Origin of the sequence: Enterococcus rotai (assembly GCF_001465345.1) — a bacterium.
GTDB classification, from domain to species: domain Bacteria; phylum Bacillota; class Bacilli; order Lactobacillales; family Enterococcaceae; genus Enterococcus_L; species Enterococcus_L rotai.
The window spans coordinates 2,339,399-2,353,380 of record NZ_CP013655.1; the positions used below are offsets into that span (position 1 = coordinate 2,339,399).

A 13,982-nucleotide genomic window follows, 5' to 3' on the forward strand; every position below is an offset into this window, starting at 1 on the left:
TTGGGACGGTTATATTCCGATGCATATCGGAGAGGAATCTTGTTGGGGTTATTTTTTTTAGTACCAGCAATCGTAGTGTATGGATTTATTATTTTTGGCGATACAGATCAATTAGGAATTCAGATTGGTTTAGTAATCGGAACTGTTTTTACAATATTAGCGATTTTTCAATTTGTCTTTAGAAAAGATGGCTTGTATTTGTATGAAAATGGCTTGGAGCTGGTTCATTTTAATCGTAAGAAAGTGTTGATGTACGAAGAGATTCGCTATTTCACGATTACGAGCAATTGGAATCTATCAGGGATTGGCTCAAGTTTTATCTCATTCAGAAAATCCCCCCATATTGTAATTCGCTTAAAGAATGAAAAAATGATCAAAGTCTTTTTTGAAGTCAATCAGTTTGCAGCAAGTGAGTTGGGGAATAAAGTAACGTATGTAAAATCATAATAAAAATAGAAAACCTGTCGAGAAAATGTCAACAGGTTTTTCGTGGAATTCTTTTTGTATATATTGATTAAATAATTTTTAATGATAGAATTAAACGATAAAAAGTCTAAGCCGTTTTAATAGCTTAGACTGCTAATCTGAACGTGCATACCAACACCAAACAAGTACCTCAAAAAATAATTACAACCCAATTCATTCTTAATTCCTCCCATCTAGTTCACATCATACATAAGGGGGGCAGATAAAAGCATTTGATGTTGCGTATAAGAGACGAAAGGAGCTATAAATGGATATAGGCAGTACGATTGAGTTGATTAGACAAAATAAGAATATCCCAATCAAATCTTTGATTGGGGAAGTTATGTCACGAGCCCATTACTATAGAATCACAAATGGTCAATCTGATATGACGGTAAAGAATTTTTTTAATATTTTAGAACGCTTAAATGTTTCGCTAGAGGAGTTCTTATTCATAAAAAAACAACTTCAAAATAGAAAAGTTCAAAGCCTTATTTATGGAAGTTCATTAAAGTTTTTCGCTTAATATGTACAAAAAACTTTCATTTGGAAAAAATAAAAGAGTATTTATAGAGAAACATAGTTAGAACGTTATCAACATATTGCTCTAGTTGTCCAGTTATTGATCGATCGTTTGGTGCAACAAGAAATTGTGCAAGATACTGGATTAAGTCAAGCTGATTTAGATACGTTATCTAAGCAATACCATCAGAAACTTAAAGAAAAAGCACATTATACTTCGGAGTTGATAAAAGAGCAAAAAAAAATGAAAGAATACAAAATTCAGGTTTATGGAATGGATCTATCCACATTTTTGAAGCAATTAAAACTGGAAGTGCAAAAATCAAAAGAAGTGAAAATAGAAGATAAAGCTGGTTACCTACATCAACTATTTTCTCGTCAAATTGAGACGATTTCAGTAAAGAAAGATCCTGTTATATTAAACTTAAAGTTCAAAAAAAATAATAAAAAATGGCAAATTGATTCAAATCAGTTTAGCGTGCTAAATATATATTTAGGTTTTTATGCCGGTGAAAGTAATTTACTAGCTTTAAAAGGAATGATGGATGGCTTAGAGTTTTAATAATTAATTTGATAGAGTATTTTCAAAAACAGATTTATTACTTTAATTAAGTAATAAACCTGTTTTTTTATTGTATATTACAAAAAAACAATTTTAAGGATTATATTTGCAATTTTTTTACAGCACAAAGAAATAATTGATAACTATAAGGCATGTAAATGTGGCAAAATGGATGTTGAGGAGTTTTTAGATATAGGGGTGTTAAAAACAGGGCAAAGGGGTTTGTAAAATGTCAGGAATCAAAAGCAGTCTAACTGTGGCAGGAGGCGTTTCAGCGCAGTTTAGTCAAGCGGCTAGTGGTTTTGCATCTGTGAATGAAGCAATGACCAAAGCAGAACGAACCACCGTTAGTGGAAATAGTAATGCTAAGAATAGTTTAACCAGTCTGCACAGTTGTGGGCAACGCATGTCAAATGCGATCGCTCGTGATGGAAATGCTATTCATTCAGTGGCACAAGAATTTAGCCAAATTGATCAAAAAATTAAAAAAGGGTTTGACTTACCCATGTTTTCTCCAAATTTTGGAGGTGACAGGCGGTAATGAGTGAAGCAAAAGAATTAAAAATCAACCAACAATTACGACAAGTAGGCATTGATCAAGAGGAAAAGCGTCGTGAAATTCGAGAATTAGAAGAGTTGGAAGCGGATTATTTTTCGATCCACCAACAAGAACAACGTTATTATCAAGACCTGATCGGTAATAATCAAGGCTCTAGGCTTGTCGGTCATTTTATAGAATTAGATGAAGAGGCGAATCGTTTACATCAATACGAGCGCCAACGATTGGAAGAAATGGCCGAACATTTGGTCAACGAAGAAGTACAGCTTAGAGACAAAGAAGATGAATTATACGCTGAGAGGATGCAGCTGTTTTCTGGAGAGCAGGAAACGGAGGACAATCGCTATGGCTATTGATTTTTATGTTGGCGAAGTGAAGTCACAAAGCGCTGCTGCTAAGCAAATGGCTAACGAGTATAGCCAATTTTGCGGCACACTGATAGATAGTGTTAATGCGTTTATGAGTGCACCACTCTCCAGTAAAACCTACGATTCAGCGAAACTTTATTTCTCAGCAGTCTACCCATCGTTAGCAAGTGGGTTTATACTAGCATGTGAGGCCTTAGTCGAAGCTCACAGTAAATTTCCTGAGGAGTTTCAATCAGAGGTAGATACTTGTGATGTGATCGAGGAGCAACTAAAAGCCGAAATCACTCAAGGACAAGCGCTACTCCAAAATATAGCACGTACAATGGATAAGGAAAAAGAGTCTAACCAACGTACGGAACAACGCTATATGGGCGTGCAAAGTTCAATTCAAAAGAATGAAGAGAAGTTGCAGAAACTGTATGAATTTAACGCAAGTTCACCGAACTTATTTGCTGATTTTGAAGCACAGCTGGCTAATTTGGAGGCCGGCTTGGCAGAGGTAGAAAAAGGGGCGGCATGGGATCCAACATCAGGGACGTTTGATTTAGGTAGGGTCAATTTGTTTTGGACGAAACCGATTGGGAATAATTGGGATAAACGTCAGAAGAAGATTAATGCGGTTAGACAAGCAGAGATGCAAAAAGAAATTGGGAAATTGGATGGTTATGAAATAGTTTGTATCGATTATGGTAAAACTAAAACATGGTTTATTAAGAAAAATGGAAAGTGGATTTATCCAGGAGAGAAACCTGAATTATACGGAATACTGGATCAGTGCAAAGGCTTTTTGAAGAGAGATCAATATAAAGTAACACAACCAAAAATTGTGCGTAATGTTGCTCCGTTGGCGATTCCCGGCGCACCAATCTTAGAAAATCTAATTAAAGCTGCGAAGGTAACGGTAGGTGGAGCCGTTGCTATTGTCGTGGGAAAAGGGATTATAGACCAGATAAAAAATGCACCATCTCGGCAAGGAACAAAAAAAATTGAAATTGAAATACCTAAAAATGTAGAAAGAAAGATAAAAAAATTATCACCATAGCAGAAAAAGGCTTTGGATAAAGCATTAGATAAGTTGAAAAATGGTGATAGTACGGGATTACATGATCATGGGCTAAAAGGAGACCGAAAAGGAGAACGTGCCATTGATATTAGAGGGAAAGGAACTGGTGTAAATCGTGGCGGAGGTAGAGTAATATATGAAAAGGATAAAAATGGTAATATAAAACTTAAAGATGTCATTACTGGACATAAATACTGAGAAAAGAGGAAGTAAACATAATATGAGAATGAAGCATGTATTGTTAGAAATGTATTTTGAAGATAATTTGAATCTAGAAAAAGTACTAGATGACAGTAATACGTTTGAAGATTTAGTGAGTAGTGGAATTAGTTTTACTTATGCAGACTATGAACTTGCGTATGCAGGGAAAAATGGCATTGTACATACTTTAGAAGACTTTGCTGGGTTTGGCGGGGAGATGGATATTGAACCAGAAACGGAAAATTATGAAGCTGTTAGAGAAGAATTAATTAAAAAATGGCAATCAGTTTGTCAAAGGAAAATCGAAGAAGCAGTCGATGAATATTTAGAAATAAAAAAACAGTTTCTTCAAGAAAAAGGAATAAAAGACGAGATAGAATAAACGCTCTATCACAGTACTCTTCTCAATAAAAAATCAAGACCAGCAGCCATTGTCACGGTTGCTGGTCTTTTAACCATTTCTTAAAATGTTTCAAAACCAAAGAACTGGTCAGTTGATTATCTTGCATCCACGATTTTGATTCGTTACATATTTTCGTTCATATTTAGGAATTTAATTTCAATTAAAAGGATTGCGTTTTAATTTATTTTAATCTTTTGGAATGTTTAGATGTACTTTTTTCGGTATGTTCGTTTGTTTATTGAAATTTTATTTCGTTTTTCAGATAAAAATGTTGAAAAAAAGATTCGTTAACTGTATGATGGGGTTGTCGATAGAAGAAATAGCTAATTATCGATTCGCATTATTCACTTCACTAACGATAAAAACGAAAAAATGGGCTAGCAGGAGGGATGATCGTTTTTAATTGATGTAGATAGATTCGTAGGCATTGTTTAGTTTGGTGGGTCAAATAAGTAGCTTCAGGCAATTATGTCGATTTTTTTCAAATTTTTTTGATTGTTTTTGTAAGGGCTTTTATATCAGTTCAATGTAAAATAGGAGATGAGAATATTGAAGAAGTTTACTGAGTTTATCGAAGAACATTTAGCAGGTCCCATGGCAAAATTGGCGAATCAGCGTCATTTACGTGCAATCAGAGATGGGATCATTGCGACGTTACCGTTGATCATCATCGGTTCATTTTTCTTGATCATTGCCTTTCCACCATTACCGGCAGATTGGGGAATCACGCAGTTTTTAACATCAAATGTGGCAACTATTTTATTACCTTATCGTATGACGATGTACATCATGACCTTGTATGCAACATTTGGGATCGGTGCAAGTTTATCGAAAACATATAATTTGGACGTCATTTCAGGCGGGATTTTAGCAACGATCGCGTTTCTATTGACATTTGTTCCAGTCAATATTCCAGCAGAAGCATTAGATGCAGCTGGAACAGCAGGATTTGTATTGCCAATGGCTAATTTAGGTGGCGGCGGAATGTTTGTTGGGATTATCACGTCGATTTTGGCTGTTGAAATTTATCGTTTAACGGATAAATCAAAATTCAAAATCACGATGCCAGAACAAGTACCACCTGCTGTAGCGAGATCGTTTGAAACGTTAACACCAACGTTGATTGTTATTTTAGGGATTTCTACATTAACGTACTTTATTGGCTTCGATTGGCATTCAACGATTTCTAAAATTGTAAGCCCTTTAGTAAGCGCAGCAGATAGTTTGCCAAGTGTCTTATTCTTGATCTTTATGATTACCTTCTTTTGGTCATTCGGGATTCATGGTGTATCAATCGTTGGGTCGTTAGCAAGACCGTTGTGGTTGCAATTATTGGATGGAAACACTGCGGCAATGGCAGCTGGTAAAGAACTACCAAATATTGCGGCAGAGCCTTTTTATCAATGGTTTGTCTGGATCGGTGGATCAGGTTGTACAATTGGGTTAGCGCTATTATTAGCATTTAAAACAAAATCTCAATTTGCTTCAAAATTAGGGAAAGCAACGTTAGCACCAGCGATTTTCAATATCAATGAACCGTTGATTTTTGGAACACCAATCGTATTGAATCCGATTTTGATCATTCCGTTTATTTTAACACCAATGGTGACTGCAACGATTGCTTGGTTTGTCACTCAGTTTGGTTTGGTTAATCGTGTGATCTTTACGGCACCTTGGACATTACCTGGACCGATTGGCGCCTATTTAGCAACAGGTGGCGATTGGCGTGCAGCAGTTTTAAGTGTTGTCCTGATCATTATTTCTGTCGTGATCTATTATCCATTTGTGATGATCTACGATAACAATGAATTAGAAAAAGAACATGCTGTCAGCAACTAAAGACGGTTGATCAGATAAAAATGAACGAAACGAAAATCTTTGTTACTACATTTTCGTTTCGTCATTTCATTTGATACGAGGAGACGAATAGAATGACGAAAGTAGTATTTATGGTCACAAGTGTGCTATTCATCGTGGTAGGGTTGATGATGACCCACTATTTAAAAAAGAAGGATTTATTACCTAATCGTTGGTTGATTGGCTGTTCGGTCTTTTTGATTGCGTTGATTCCAACGCTTTTATTTCCAACTATGCCGGAAATGATCAAACAAGCGATTTTTGGCATCAGCGGTTTATTAGCTGTTATCTTTTTTGAAAGTAGTCGATTATTAGCTGAACAAACTAAAAAGGGGTCGAGTCAATGAGAAAATTAGGGATTTCAGTTTACCCAAATCATAGTAGTGTAGCAGAAATCAAAGACTATCTGGATTTAGCAGCGAAATATAATTTTAAGCGTGTCTTTACTTGTCTATTATCGGTTGAAGCAGGCAAAGATCAGATTGTCAAAGAATTTACAGAAACGATTGCTCATGGGAAATCATTAGGGATGGAAGTTATTGCAGATGTGAGTCCTAAAGTGTTTGGAGCATTAGGCATCAGTTATGATGATTTATCATTTTTTAAAGAAATCGGAGCGGACGGAATTCGCTTAGACATGGGGTTTACAGGAAATGAAGAATCGATCATGACGTTTAATCCCCAAGATTTAGCAATCGAATTAAACATTAGTTCAGGTACTCGATATTTGGAAAATATTCTAAGCTATCAAGCAAACTCAGATAAATTATTGGGTTGCCATAATTTTTATCCGCACCGCTACACAGGATTGAATTATGACCATTTTATTGCAACATCAGAAGTCTATAAAGAACATGGGATTCGGACGGCCGCATTTATTAATTCTCCCACGGCAATGATTGGGCCGTGGCCAGTAGAAGAAGGTTTATGTACCTTAGAAATGCACCGAACTTGGCCAATCACCACTCAAGCCAAACATTTATGGGCGACAAATGTGATCGATGATGTGATCATTGCCAATGCCTTCGCCTCAGAAGCAGAGTTAAAAGCATTGAGTGAAATAGACCCATATCGTTTAACGCTTGATTGTGTGATCAATCCAAACACTCCAGCACTAGAAAGAAAAATTATTTTAGAAGAGTTTCACTTTAATCGTGGGGATATCTCTGATTATGTGATCCGTTCAACGCAAAGTCGTGTAAAATACAAAGGTCATGAGTTCATCCCTTTTAATACAGTCAACATGGATACTGGCGATATTATTATTGAAACCTCACTATATGCTCATTACGCTGGAGAACTGCAAGTCGCATTATTACCAATGGAAAATGCTGGGAAATCCAATGTAGTAGGCCAAGTTACCGCAGCTGATCAGATCTTATTATCGTACCTTAGACCATGGCAAAAATTTGCCTTCCATGAAGTCTAAATTGGATTAAAAAATAGAATAGAGGAGAAACAGATGGTTTATGCAATAGGTTTAATGTCAGGAACATCATTAGATGGCATCGATGCCGCATTAGTAGAAATTTCTGGTAAAAATGAAACGACCGCCGTTAAACTGATCGACTTTTTAACGGTACCCTTTAGTGAGGGAACTTTGCGGCGAATTCGTGAAGCACTGTCACTTGAAAGTTCGGATGTAGAAAAAATTTGTTCCTTGAATATTGAATTAGGAGAATGCTTTGCCCAAGCAACCTTAGCTATTTGTAAGCAAGCTGGGATTGCTTCGACGGATCTTGCTTTTATCGGCAGTCATGGTCAGACTATTTTTCATATTCCTTTTGCTCGAGATACTCTTTACGCCTCGACATTTCAAATTGGAGATCCGGCAGTGATTTGTGAGCGAACAAAAACAACGGTGGTTTCGAATTTTAGAGAGCGGGATATGGCAGTTGGCGGTCAAGGCGCACCAATTGTTCCATATTCAGAATACGTGTTATATCAAAAGCCAAATACAACTAGATTGTTGCAAAATATTGGTGGCATCGGAAATGTAACAGTGATTCCAAAATCAGGAAACATAAACGATATGATTGCATTTGACACTGGACCGGGCAATGTCATCATGAATGAACTATGCTTGTATTTCTTCAATCAAGCGTATGATGAAAATGGAACTTATGCTAGTCAAGGCAAAGTCAGCCAAGCGTTGTTAGAAGAGTTACTGGCTCATCCTTATATTCAAAAACCTTATCCGAAAACAACTGGACGAGAAGATTTTGGTAAACAATTTACGACAGCCCTGCTTGAAAAATGGTCACTTGTCCCAAAAGATTTTATTGCAACTGCGACAATGTTTACTGCTAAAACCATTGCCAAAGCTGTTCAACCTTTTATTCAAGGTGAAACGGAACTGATTGTTGGTGGCGGGGGGAGTTACAATCAAACCTTGATTGCAATGATCAAAGCAGAGCTTCCAGAAGTCAAAGTGATGATTCAAGAGGAAATTGGTTATTCTTCAGAAGCCAAAGAGGCGATTGCGATGGCGGTTTTAGCCAATCAAACCTTACAGCATTGTCCCGGCAATGTTCCAAGTGCTACCGGTGCGGAAAAAGCTGTGCCCTTAGGGAGTATCACCTACTATTAAATAAGTGGTTAATAATAGAAATTAAAAAAACGAGTGGTGCAAAATAATTAGGATTTTGCACCGCTCGTTTTATAATTCTATTTAAAATAAACACAGACACACTCAGGTGCGTAAACATCTTTTTGAATCATTTCCAAAAGACCTGTCGCTTCATCACGACGATAAAGGGTCAAATTATCCGTATTTTGATTCGCTGCAACAGCAAATTTACCTGTTGGATCTAAATCAAAATCTCTAGGGATTTCACCTTCTGTTGAAATCAATTGAATACGGTCAACTTTACTGCCGTCTTCCGTTGTTGCAAAAACAGCAATCGAATCATGTCCGCGGTTTGATGCGTAAACAAAACGTCCATCCGCAGAAATACGAATCGCAGCCCCACCGTTAAATTCATTGAACCCAACAGGTAAAGTGGATACTTTTTGAACTTGCTCAAAAGAACCATCAGCTGCATTATAAGCTAAAACTGTCACAGTACTATCTAACTCACCAAACAGATAAGCAAATTGATTATTTGGATGGAAGACTAAATGACGAGGGCCAGTTCCAGGTTCAGCTACATATTGAGCAACTTCAGATAATTTGCCAGCTTCACTGACGTCATATGTGTATACGCGATCAGTCCCAAGGTCACAGACTACTAAACGACGATCTGGCGTTAAGTCTGTATAATGCACATGGGCATTGTCTTGATTTTCATGCGGTCCAGTTGGTTCATCATGAACGATCTTATCCGTATGTTCTAATTGTCCATCGGCTAAAATACGATAAACATGAACGATTCCTTGGTGATAATTGGCACCAAAAACCAGTTGTTTTTCTTCATCAAGCGCTACATAACATGGAGGAGCGCCGGCTTCAGTGACTTTATTTAATAAATCAAAGTGTCCATTATTGTGTTTATAAGCAGCCATACCACCTTCACCATCAACTGAAGTGACATTGAATAAGTCGCCTGTTTGATTTAACGCTAAGTAGGTTGGGCTTGTTTCTTCTACTAATAAAGTGGCATCAGAAAGTGTTCCATTTTCTGTATCTAACGTAGTCTGATAAATCCCTTTACTTTCTCGACGTGTATACGTCCCTAATAAAATTTGTTCCAGCATGAAATTCCCTCCATTTTTTACTGAATGCTACTAAGAATCAGCAATTGATTTAACTCTTTTAGTATACCATAAGAATTCCTTTATTTAGCAAATCTTTCCAAATCCAATGTTCGCATTTTCACTTGATTTATGCTATTATATTTTAAGACTGTAACGACAGTCATTTTTAATTTTAGAGGGGTGACACGCATGTACGATAATACAAATAGCAACAATGGTGCAGTTCGCTGTTCATTTTGTGGTAAAACACAAGAAGAAGTGAAAAAAATCGTTGCAGGACCAGGTGTCTATATTTGTAATGAATGTATCGACTTATGTAAAGAGATTATTGATGAAGAATTTTACGATGAAGCCGTACGTGAATTAACGGATGTCCCAAAACCTCAAGAAATATTGGATGTCTTAAACGAATATGTAATTGGACAAGATCAGGCAAAGCGCTCACTAGCAGTGGCTGTCTATAATCACTATAAACGTGTAAATCAATCAGAAAATTCAAGCTCTGAAGAGGTAGAATTACAAAAGAGCAATATTTGTTTAATTGGCCCAACAGGTTCTGGGAAAACATTTTTAGCCCAAACATTGGCTAGAACATTGAATGTACCATTTGCAATTGCAGATGCAACAAGCTTGACTGAAGCAGGCTATGTAGGAGAAGACGTAGAAAATATTCTATTGAAACTGTTACAATCAGCTGATTTCAATGTAGAACGTGCTGAAAAAGGCATTATCTATATTGATGAGATCGACAAAATTGCCCGTAAGAGCGAAAATGTTTCGATCACAAGAGATGTCTCAGGTGAAGGCGTACAACAAGCCTTGCTTAAAATTTTGGAAGGAACAGTCGCTAGCGTACCACCACAAGGCGGGCGTAAGCATCCACACCAAGAATTTATCCAAATCGATACAACGAATGTCTTGTTCATCGTTGGAGGAGCCTTTGACGGGATCGAAAACATGGTTAAAAACCGCTTAGGCGAAAAAACAATCGGTTTCGGTACAAAAAACAGCAAGTTGAGTGAAGACGAAAGCGTAATGCAACAAATCATTCCAGAAGATTTGTTGAAATTCGGTTTGATTCCTGAATTTATTGGACGCTTACCAGTCACAGCTGCTTTAGAGAAGTTGACGACAGATGATTTAGTTCGGATCTTGACTGAACCTAAAAATGCACTAGTCAAACAATATCAAAAATTATTATCTTTAGATGACACAGAACTAGAATTTGATGAGGAGGCTCTTCGTGCGATTGCCAATAAAGCAATCGAGCGTAATACAGGTGCTCGTGGTCTACGTTCAATCATTGAAGAAATCATGATGGATGTCATGTTTGATGTGCCGTCAGATGATACAATCGAAAAAGTGATCATTACCGAAATGGCCGTTGAAGGTACAGGAAAACCAGCAATTGTGTATAATAAAAAAGATAAAAAAGCTGGTTAAGGATAAAAAGACAAAAAGTAGAGATGCGTCTCTACTTTTTTACTGATTTTATACAACAACGTTATTTAGCTTTGCGAGTTCGTTCAGCTTTGTAACTTATCTAGCTGCACAAGCCAGCTCTTCGGAAAAAAGATAAAATAGGAATAAGGTAAAAAGCACCTTATTCTTATTTTCCTATTTTTCTGTCAGAGCTAAACGGCTTGTTCCGCTTTTAAACGAAGGAGGTTAGAACTATGAATGTTCATAACGCAGAAATTATTATTAGTGCGGTTTCACCTAAGCAGTATCCGGAAACAGAACTTCCAGAAATTGCTTTAGCAGGTCGCTCAAATGTCGGAAAATCATCCTTTATCAATACGTTGATCAACCGTAAAAATTTAGCTAGAACTTCTGGGAAACCAGGTAAGACACAAACATTAAATTTTTACCTAATTGAAGACGCCTTGCATTTTGTCGATGTACCTGGATATGGTTATGCCAAAGTGTCGAAGACAGAACGAGCTAAATGGGGCGAGATGATCGAAACCTACATGACAACAAGAGAACAACTAAAAGCAGTTGTTTCTTTAGTTGATTTACGTCATGCACCGACACAAGAAGATATTCAAATGTATGAGTTTTTAAAATACTATGACATTCCAGTAATCGTTGTAGCTACGAAGAAAGATAAAATTCCTCGTGGTAAATGGAATAAACATGAGAGTGTGATCAAGAAAGCCTTGAATTTCGATAAATCAGATGATTTTATTCTGTTCTCTTCGCAAACCAAAGAAGGTAAAGAAGAGGCGTGGCAAGCGATTGAGAAATATTTATAATAGAAAATAGTGTTGACCTCTTTTTACAGACGTCAACACTATTTTTTTATTTTTCTTTTTTCTTCGCTTCTTTTTGTTGTGCTTTTGCTGCTTGTTTTTCTAGTTCTTCTTTTGGCATTTCTACTTTTTTAGGATCTAGTGCAAAAGAATCGAATAATTTATCTAAGTCATTTGTACTTTCAAATTTCAAACCCATCGTTGATAAGCTCCATTTCGATTTAGATTGTGTGGAAGTTGTTTTGTACAACTACTTTTCTCTAGTTTAGCATCCTTTTAGAAATTTGAATAGTTTTCTTTTTCAACCATTACTAATTTTTATAAAAATGTTTTTACTTTAAATTTGTAAGCTTGCATTCGATTATAAAACAAGGTATAGTTTTTTCGAATAGAGAAAAGAGGGACGAAATGGCAGGAAATATTTTTGTAGGAATGGTGCGTGGCTATCAGCGTTTCATTTCACCAGGGCTTCCAGCTAGTTGCCGCTATCACCCAACGTGTTCACAATATATGATCGATGCGATTCAAACACATGGCAGTATTAAAGGCATAACGATGGGAACAGCGAGATTTTTAAGATGTCATCCGTTGACCAAAGGCGGAATCGATTATGTACCGTTGAAATTTAGCTTAAAAAGAAATCCGGACCAAGAATATCATGGTCCCTATAATTATAGAAGAAACAAACATAATAAATAGATGAAGGCGGGCAGCAAACATGGCGATTTTGGCATTTGATTTTGGTGGTTCAGCAGTAAAATATGGGGTTTGGAATGGAAAAGAAATGACCGACAAAGGGAAATTCACTACTCCTAAAACATGGGAAGAAATGAAAGCGTCCTTATTAGCTGTATTTGTAGGAATGGCGCAAGAGTTTGAAGGGGTAGCATTCAGTGCGCCAGGTGTGGTTGATGTTGAAAAACGAATGATCAATGGTATTTCAGCAATTCCGTATATCCACCGCTTTAACATTTTTAAAGAACTGGAAGAACTATTTAACCTGCCTGTTACAATTGAAAACGATGCAAATTGTGCTGGCATGGCTGAAATTTATGAAGGAGCAGCAAAAGGGAAAAAAGAAGTTGCTTTTGTTGTTGTTGGTACTGGAATCGGTGGGGCAATTTTTCATAATGGGCAAATCGCTAAAGGCGCCCATCTTTATGGCGGCGAATTTGGTTTGATGTATCTAAGTGAAGGAGAAACCTTTAGTAAGTTGGGAACTGCGGTACAAATGGCGTGGCGTTATTGCGAACGAAAAGGCGTCGAGAAAGAAACCTTTACTGGAGAAGATGTTTTTCGTTTAGCAGAAAATGGGGATGAATTGGCTAAAGAAGAAGTCAATCTCTTTTATGAGTACTTAACCCAAGGCCTGTTTAGCATTCAATTTTCACTTGATCCAGAGATGATTGTTTTGGGTGGCGGTGTTTCTGCTAAAGAAGGATTGTTAGATGAAATCAATCGTCGAATGAAAGAAAAACTAGCGCATTTTGAATTAAATGACTTTATCCCGCAAATCGTCACCTGTAAATACGAAAATGATGCCAATCTGATTGGAGCGGCCGCTAATTTTATCACGAGCCAAAAGAATAATGAATAATCGAATCGAAAACGTCGAATTGCTGATTGCAAGGAGACGTTTTTTTTACGAAAAAGAGAGAGTAAAATCTTGGATTATAAGTAACGGACGAATCTTAATAATTTGAATTATAGAAATTTTCTGAAAATTCATTGACATTTCTTTCGTTATTGATTATATTTGTATACATACTTCTTTAATAATTATATATGCGAAGAAAATTATCTGGCTTTACGAATTCATTCAGCTTTAAAATCATCTAGCTTTTTGTGCTAGCTCTTCGGGAAAAAGATAAAAACTGATTGTGGTAAAAAGCACCACATTCTGTTTTTCCTATTTTCCAGTCAGAGCTAATCAACACATCAAGCTTTAAAATCATCTAGCTTTTTGTGCTAGCTCTTCGGGAAAAAGATAAAAACTGATTGTGGCAAAAAGCACCACATTCTGTTTTTCCT

At 36.7% G+C, this 13,982-nt stretch carries 18 protein-coding genes; 16 read left to right on the top strand and 2 right to left on the bottom strand.

Annotated features, from left to right (window positions below):
• Positions 1-39 precede the first annotated feature (39 nt).
• From ATZ35_RS10865 to anmK, 12 genes are all read left to right on the top strand, one after another.
• Positions 40-447: a hypothetical protein gene (locus ATZ35_RS10865; RefSeq protein ID WP_244148152.1), complete on the top strand. Its 408-nt coding sequence runs from the start codon at positions 40-42 to the stop codon at positions 445-447.
• A 286-nt stretch (positions 448-733) separates the two neighbouring features.
• On the top strand, positions 734-991 hold the full coding sequence (locus ATZ35_RS10870) for a helix-turn-helix domain-containing protein (protein WP_208927253.1): 258 nt from the start codon (positions 734-736) through the stop codon (positions 989-991).
• 96 nt (positions 992-1,087) lie between these two features.
• On the top strand, positions 1,088-1,549 hold the full coding sequence (locus ATZ35_RS10875; protein ID WP_208927254.1) for a hypothetical protein: 462 nt from the start codon (positions 1,088-1,090) through the stop codon (positions 1,547-1,549).
• Positions 1,550-1,778: 229 nt separating this feature from the next.
• Positions 1,779-2,090, top strand: coding sequence for a TIGR04197 family type VII secretion effector (locus ATZ35_RS10880; RefSeq protein ID WP_208927255.1), 312 nt, complete (start codon positions 1,779-1,781; stop codon positions 2,088-2,090).
• Positions 2,090-2,464, top strand: a complete 375-nt coding sequence (locus ATZ35_RS10885) for a DUF3958 family protein (RefSeq protein ID WP_208927256.1) — start codon at positions 2,090-2,092, stop codon at positions 2,462-2,464. Before ATZ35_RS10880 ends, ATZ35_RS10885 begins: the two co-directional genes overlap by 1 nt.
• Positions 2,454-3,518: an LXG domain-containing protein gene (locus tag ATZ35_RS16815; protein WP_244148153.1), complete on the top strand. Its 1,065-nt coding sequence runs from the start codon at positions 2,454-2,456 to the stop codon at positions 3,516-3,518. Before ATZ35_RS10885 ends, ATZ35_RS16815 begins: the two co-directional genes overlap by 11 nt.
• Before the next feature lie 12 nt (positions 3,519-3,530).
• Positions 3,531-3,737 (top strand): hypothetical protein, encoded by a 207-nt coding sequence (locus ATZ35_RS10895; protein WP_208927257.1) that lies wholly within the window; start codon positions 3,531-3,533, stop codon positions 3,735-3,737.
• A 22-nt stretch (positions 3,738-3,759) separates the two neighbouring features.
• Positions 3,760-4,122, top strand: coding sequence for a hypothetical protein (locus tag ATZ35_RS10900; protein ID WP_208927258.1), 363 nt, complete (start codon positions 3,760-3,762; stop codon positions 4,120-4,122).
• A 567-nt stretch (positions 4,123-4,689) separates the two neighbouring features.
• Positions 4,690-5,982, top strand: coding sequence for a PTS sugar transporter subunit IIC (locus tag ATZ35_RS10905; protein WP_208930473.1), 1,293 nt, complete (start codon positions 4,690-4,692; stop codon positions 5,980-5,982).
• A 92-nt stretch (positions 5,983-6,074) separates the two neighbouring features.
• Positions 6,075-6,347 carry a hypothetical protein gene (locus tag ATZ35_RS10910; RefSeq protein ID WP_208927259.1) on the top strand — a complete coding sequence of 91 codons (273 nt, stop codon included), beginning with the start codon at positions 6,075-6,077 and terminating at the stop codon, positions 6,345-6,347.
• Entirely contained in the window at positions 6,344-7,429 is a 1,086-nt protein-coding gene (locus ATZ35_RS10915) for a DUF871 domain-containing protein (RefSeq protein WP_208927260.1), read from the top strand. The genes ATZ35_RS10910 and ATZ35_RS10915 overlap by 4 nt, the downstream gene beginning before the upstream one ends.
• Positions 7,430-7,462: 33 nt before the next feature.
• Positions 7,463-8,590 (top strand): anhydro-N-acetylmuramic acid kinase AnmK, encoded by a 1,128-nt coding sequence (anmK, locus tag ATZ35_RS10920; protein ID WP_208927261.1) that lies wholly within the window; start codon positions 7,463-7,465, stop codon positions 8,588-8,590.
• Between the two features lie 77 nt (positions 8,591-8,667).
• Here anmK and ATZ35_RS10925 read toward each other — a convergent pair whose 3' ends face one another.
• Entirely contained in the window at positions 8,668-9,696 is a 1,029-nt protein-coding gene (locus tag ATZ35_RS10925) for a lactonase family protein (RefSeq protein ID WP_208927262.1), read from the bottom strand.
• Between the two features lie 189 nt (positions 9,697-9,885).
• Here ATZ35_RS10925 and clpX point away from each other — a divergent pair, with 189 nt between their 5' ends.
• Positions 9,886-11,139 carry an ATP-dependent Clp protease ATP-binding subunit ClpX gene (gene clpX / locus ATZ35_RS10930; RefSeq protein WP_208927263.1) on the top strand — a complete coding sequence of 418 codons (1,254 nt, stop codon included), beginning with the start codon at positions 9,886-9,888 and terminating at the stop codon, positions 11,137-11,139.
• 233 nt (positions 11,140-11,372) lie between these two features.
• A complete protein-coding gene (gene yihA, locus ATZ35_RS10935) occupies positions 11,373-11,954 on the top strand; it encodes a ribosome biogenesis GTP-binding protein YihA/YsxC (protein WP_010760746.1) in 582 nt (193 codons plus the stop codon).
• A 46-nt stretch (positions 11,955-12,000) separates the two neighbouring features.
• On the opposite strand, the gene ATZ35_RS10940 is transcribed toward yihA, so the two are convergent.
• A complete protein-coding gene (locus ATZ35_RS10940) occupies positions 12,001-12,150 on the bottom strand; it encodes an SPJ_0845 family protein (RefSeq protein ID WP_010760747.1) in 150 nt (49 codons plus the stop codon).
• 209 nt (positions 12,151-12,359) lie between these two features.
• Between ATZ35_RS10940 and yidD the strand changes: the two genes are divergently transcribed.
• Positions 12,360-12,650 carry a membrane protein insertion efficiency factor YidD gene (gene yidD / locus ATZ35_RS10945; protein WP_208927264.1) on the top strand — a complete coding sequence of 97 codons (291 nt, stop codon included), beginning with the start codon at positions 12,360-12,362 and terminating at the stop codon, positions 12,648-12,650.
• Between the two features lie 19 nt (positions 12,651-12,669).
• Positions 12,670-13,548: an ROK family protein gene (locus tag ATZ35_RS10950; protein ID WP_208927265.1), complete on the top strand. Its 879-nt coding sequence runs from the start codon at positions 12,670-12,672 to the stop codon at positions 13,546-13,548.
• The last annotated feature ends 434 nt before the right edge of the window (positions 13,549-13,982 follow it).

What these genes read in the sequence shown, in the direction of transcription:
- ATZ35_RS10950 (WP_208927265.1), top strand. Translation starts at nt 12,670, where the DNA reads ATGGCGATTTTGGCATTTGATTTTGGTGGTTCAGCAGTAAAATATGGG.
- yihA (WP_010760746.1), top strand. Translation starts at nt 11,373, where the DNA reads ATGAATGTTCATAACGCAGAAATTATTATTAGTGCGGTTTCACCTAAG.
- ATZ35_RS10880 (WP_208927255.1), top strand. Translation starts at nt 1,779, where the DNA reads ATGTCAGGAATCAAAAGCAGTCTAACTGTGGCAGGAGGCGTTTCAGCG.
- ATZ35_RS10885 (WP_208927256.1), top strand. Translation starts at nt 2,090, where the DNA reads ATGAGTGAAGCAAAAGAATTAAAAATCAACCAACAATTACGACAAGTA.
- ATZ35_RS10910 (WP_208927259.1), top strand. Translation starts at nt 6,075, where the DNA reads ATGACGAAAGTAGTATTTATGGTCACAAGTGTGCTATTCATCGTGGTA.
- ATZ35_RS10915 (WP_208927260.1), top strand. Translation starts at nt 6,344, where the DNA reads ATGAGAAAATTAGGGATTTCAGTTTACCCAAATCATAGTAGTGTAGCA.
- ATZ35_RS10925 (WP_208927262.1), bottom strand. Translation starts at nt 9,696, where the DNA reads ATGCTGGAACAAATTTTATTAGGGACGTATACACGTCGAGAAAGTAAA.
- ATZ35_RS16815 (WP_244148153.1), top strand. Translation starts at nt 2,454, where the DNA reads ATGGCTATTGATTTTTATGTTGGCGAAGTGAAGTCACAAAGCGCTGCT.
- anmK (WP_208927261.1), top strand. Translation starts at nt 7,463, where the DNA reads ATGGTTTATGCAATAGGTTTAATGTCAGGAACATCATTAGATGGCATC.
- ATZ35_RS10940 (WP_010760747.1), bottom strand. Translation starts at nt 12,150, where the DNA reads ATGGGTTTGAAATTTGAAAGTACAAATGACTTAGATAAATTATTCGAT.
- ATZ35_RS10900 (WP_208927258.1), top strand. Translation starts at nt 3,760, where the DNA reads ATGAGAATGAAGCATGTATTGTTAGAAATGTATTTTGAAGATAATTTG.
- ATZ35_RS10870 (WP_208927253.1), top strand. Translation starts at nt 734, where the DNA reads ATGGATATAGGCAGTACGATTGAGTTGATTAGACAAAATAAGAATATC.
- yidD (WP_208927264.1), top strand. Translation starts at nt 12,360, where the DNA reads ATGGCAGGAAATATTTTTGTAGGAATGGTGCGTGGCTATCAGCGTTTC.
- clpX (WP_208927263.1), top strand. Translation starts at nt 9,886, where the DNA reads ATGTACGATAATACAAATAGCAACAATGGTGCAGTTCGCTGTTCATTT.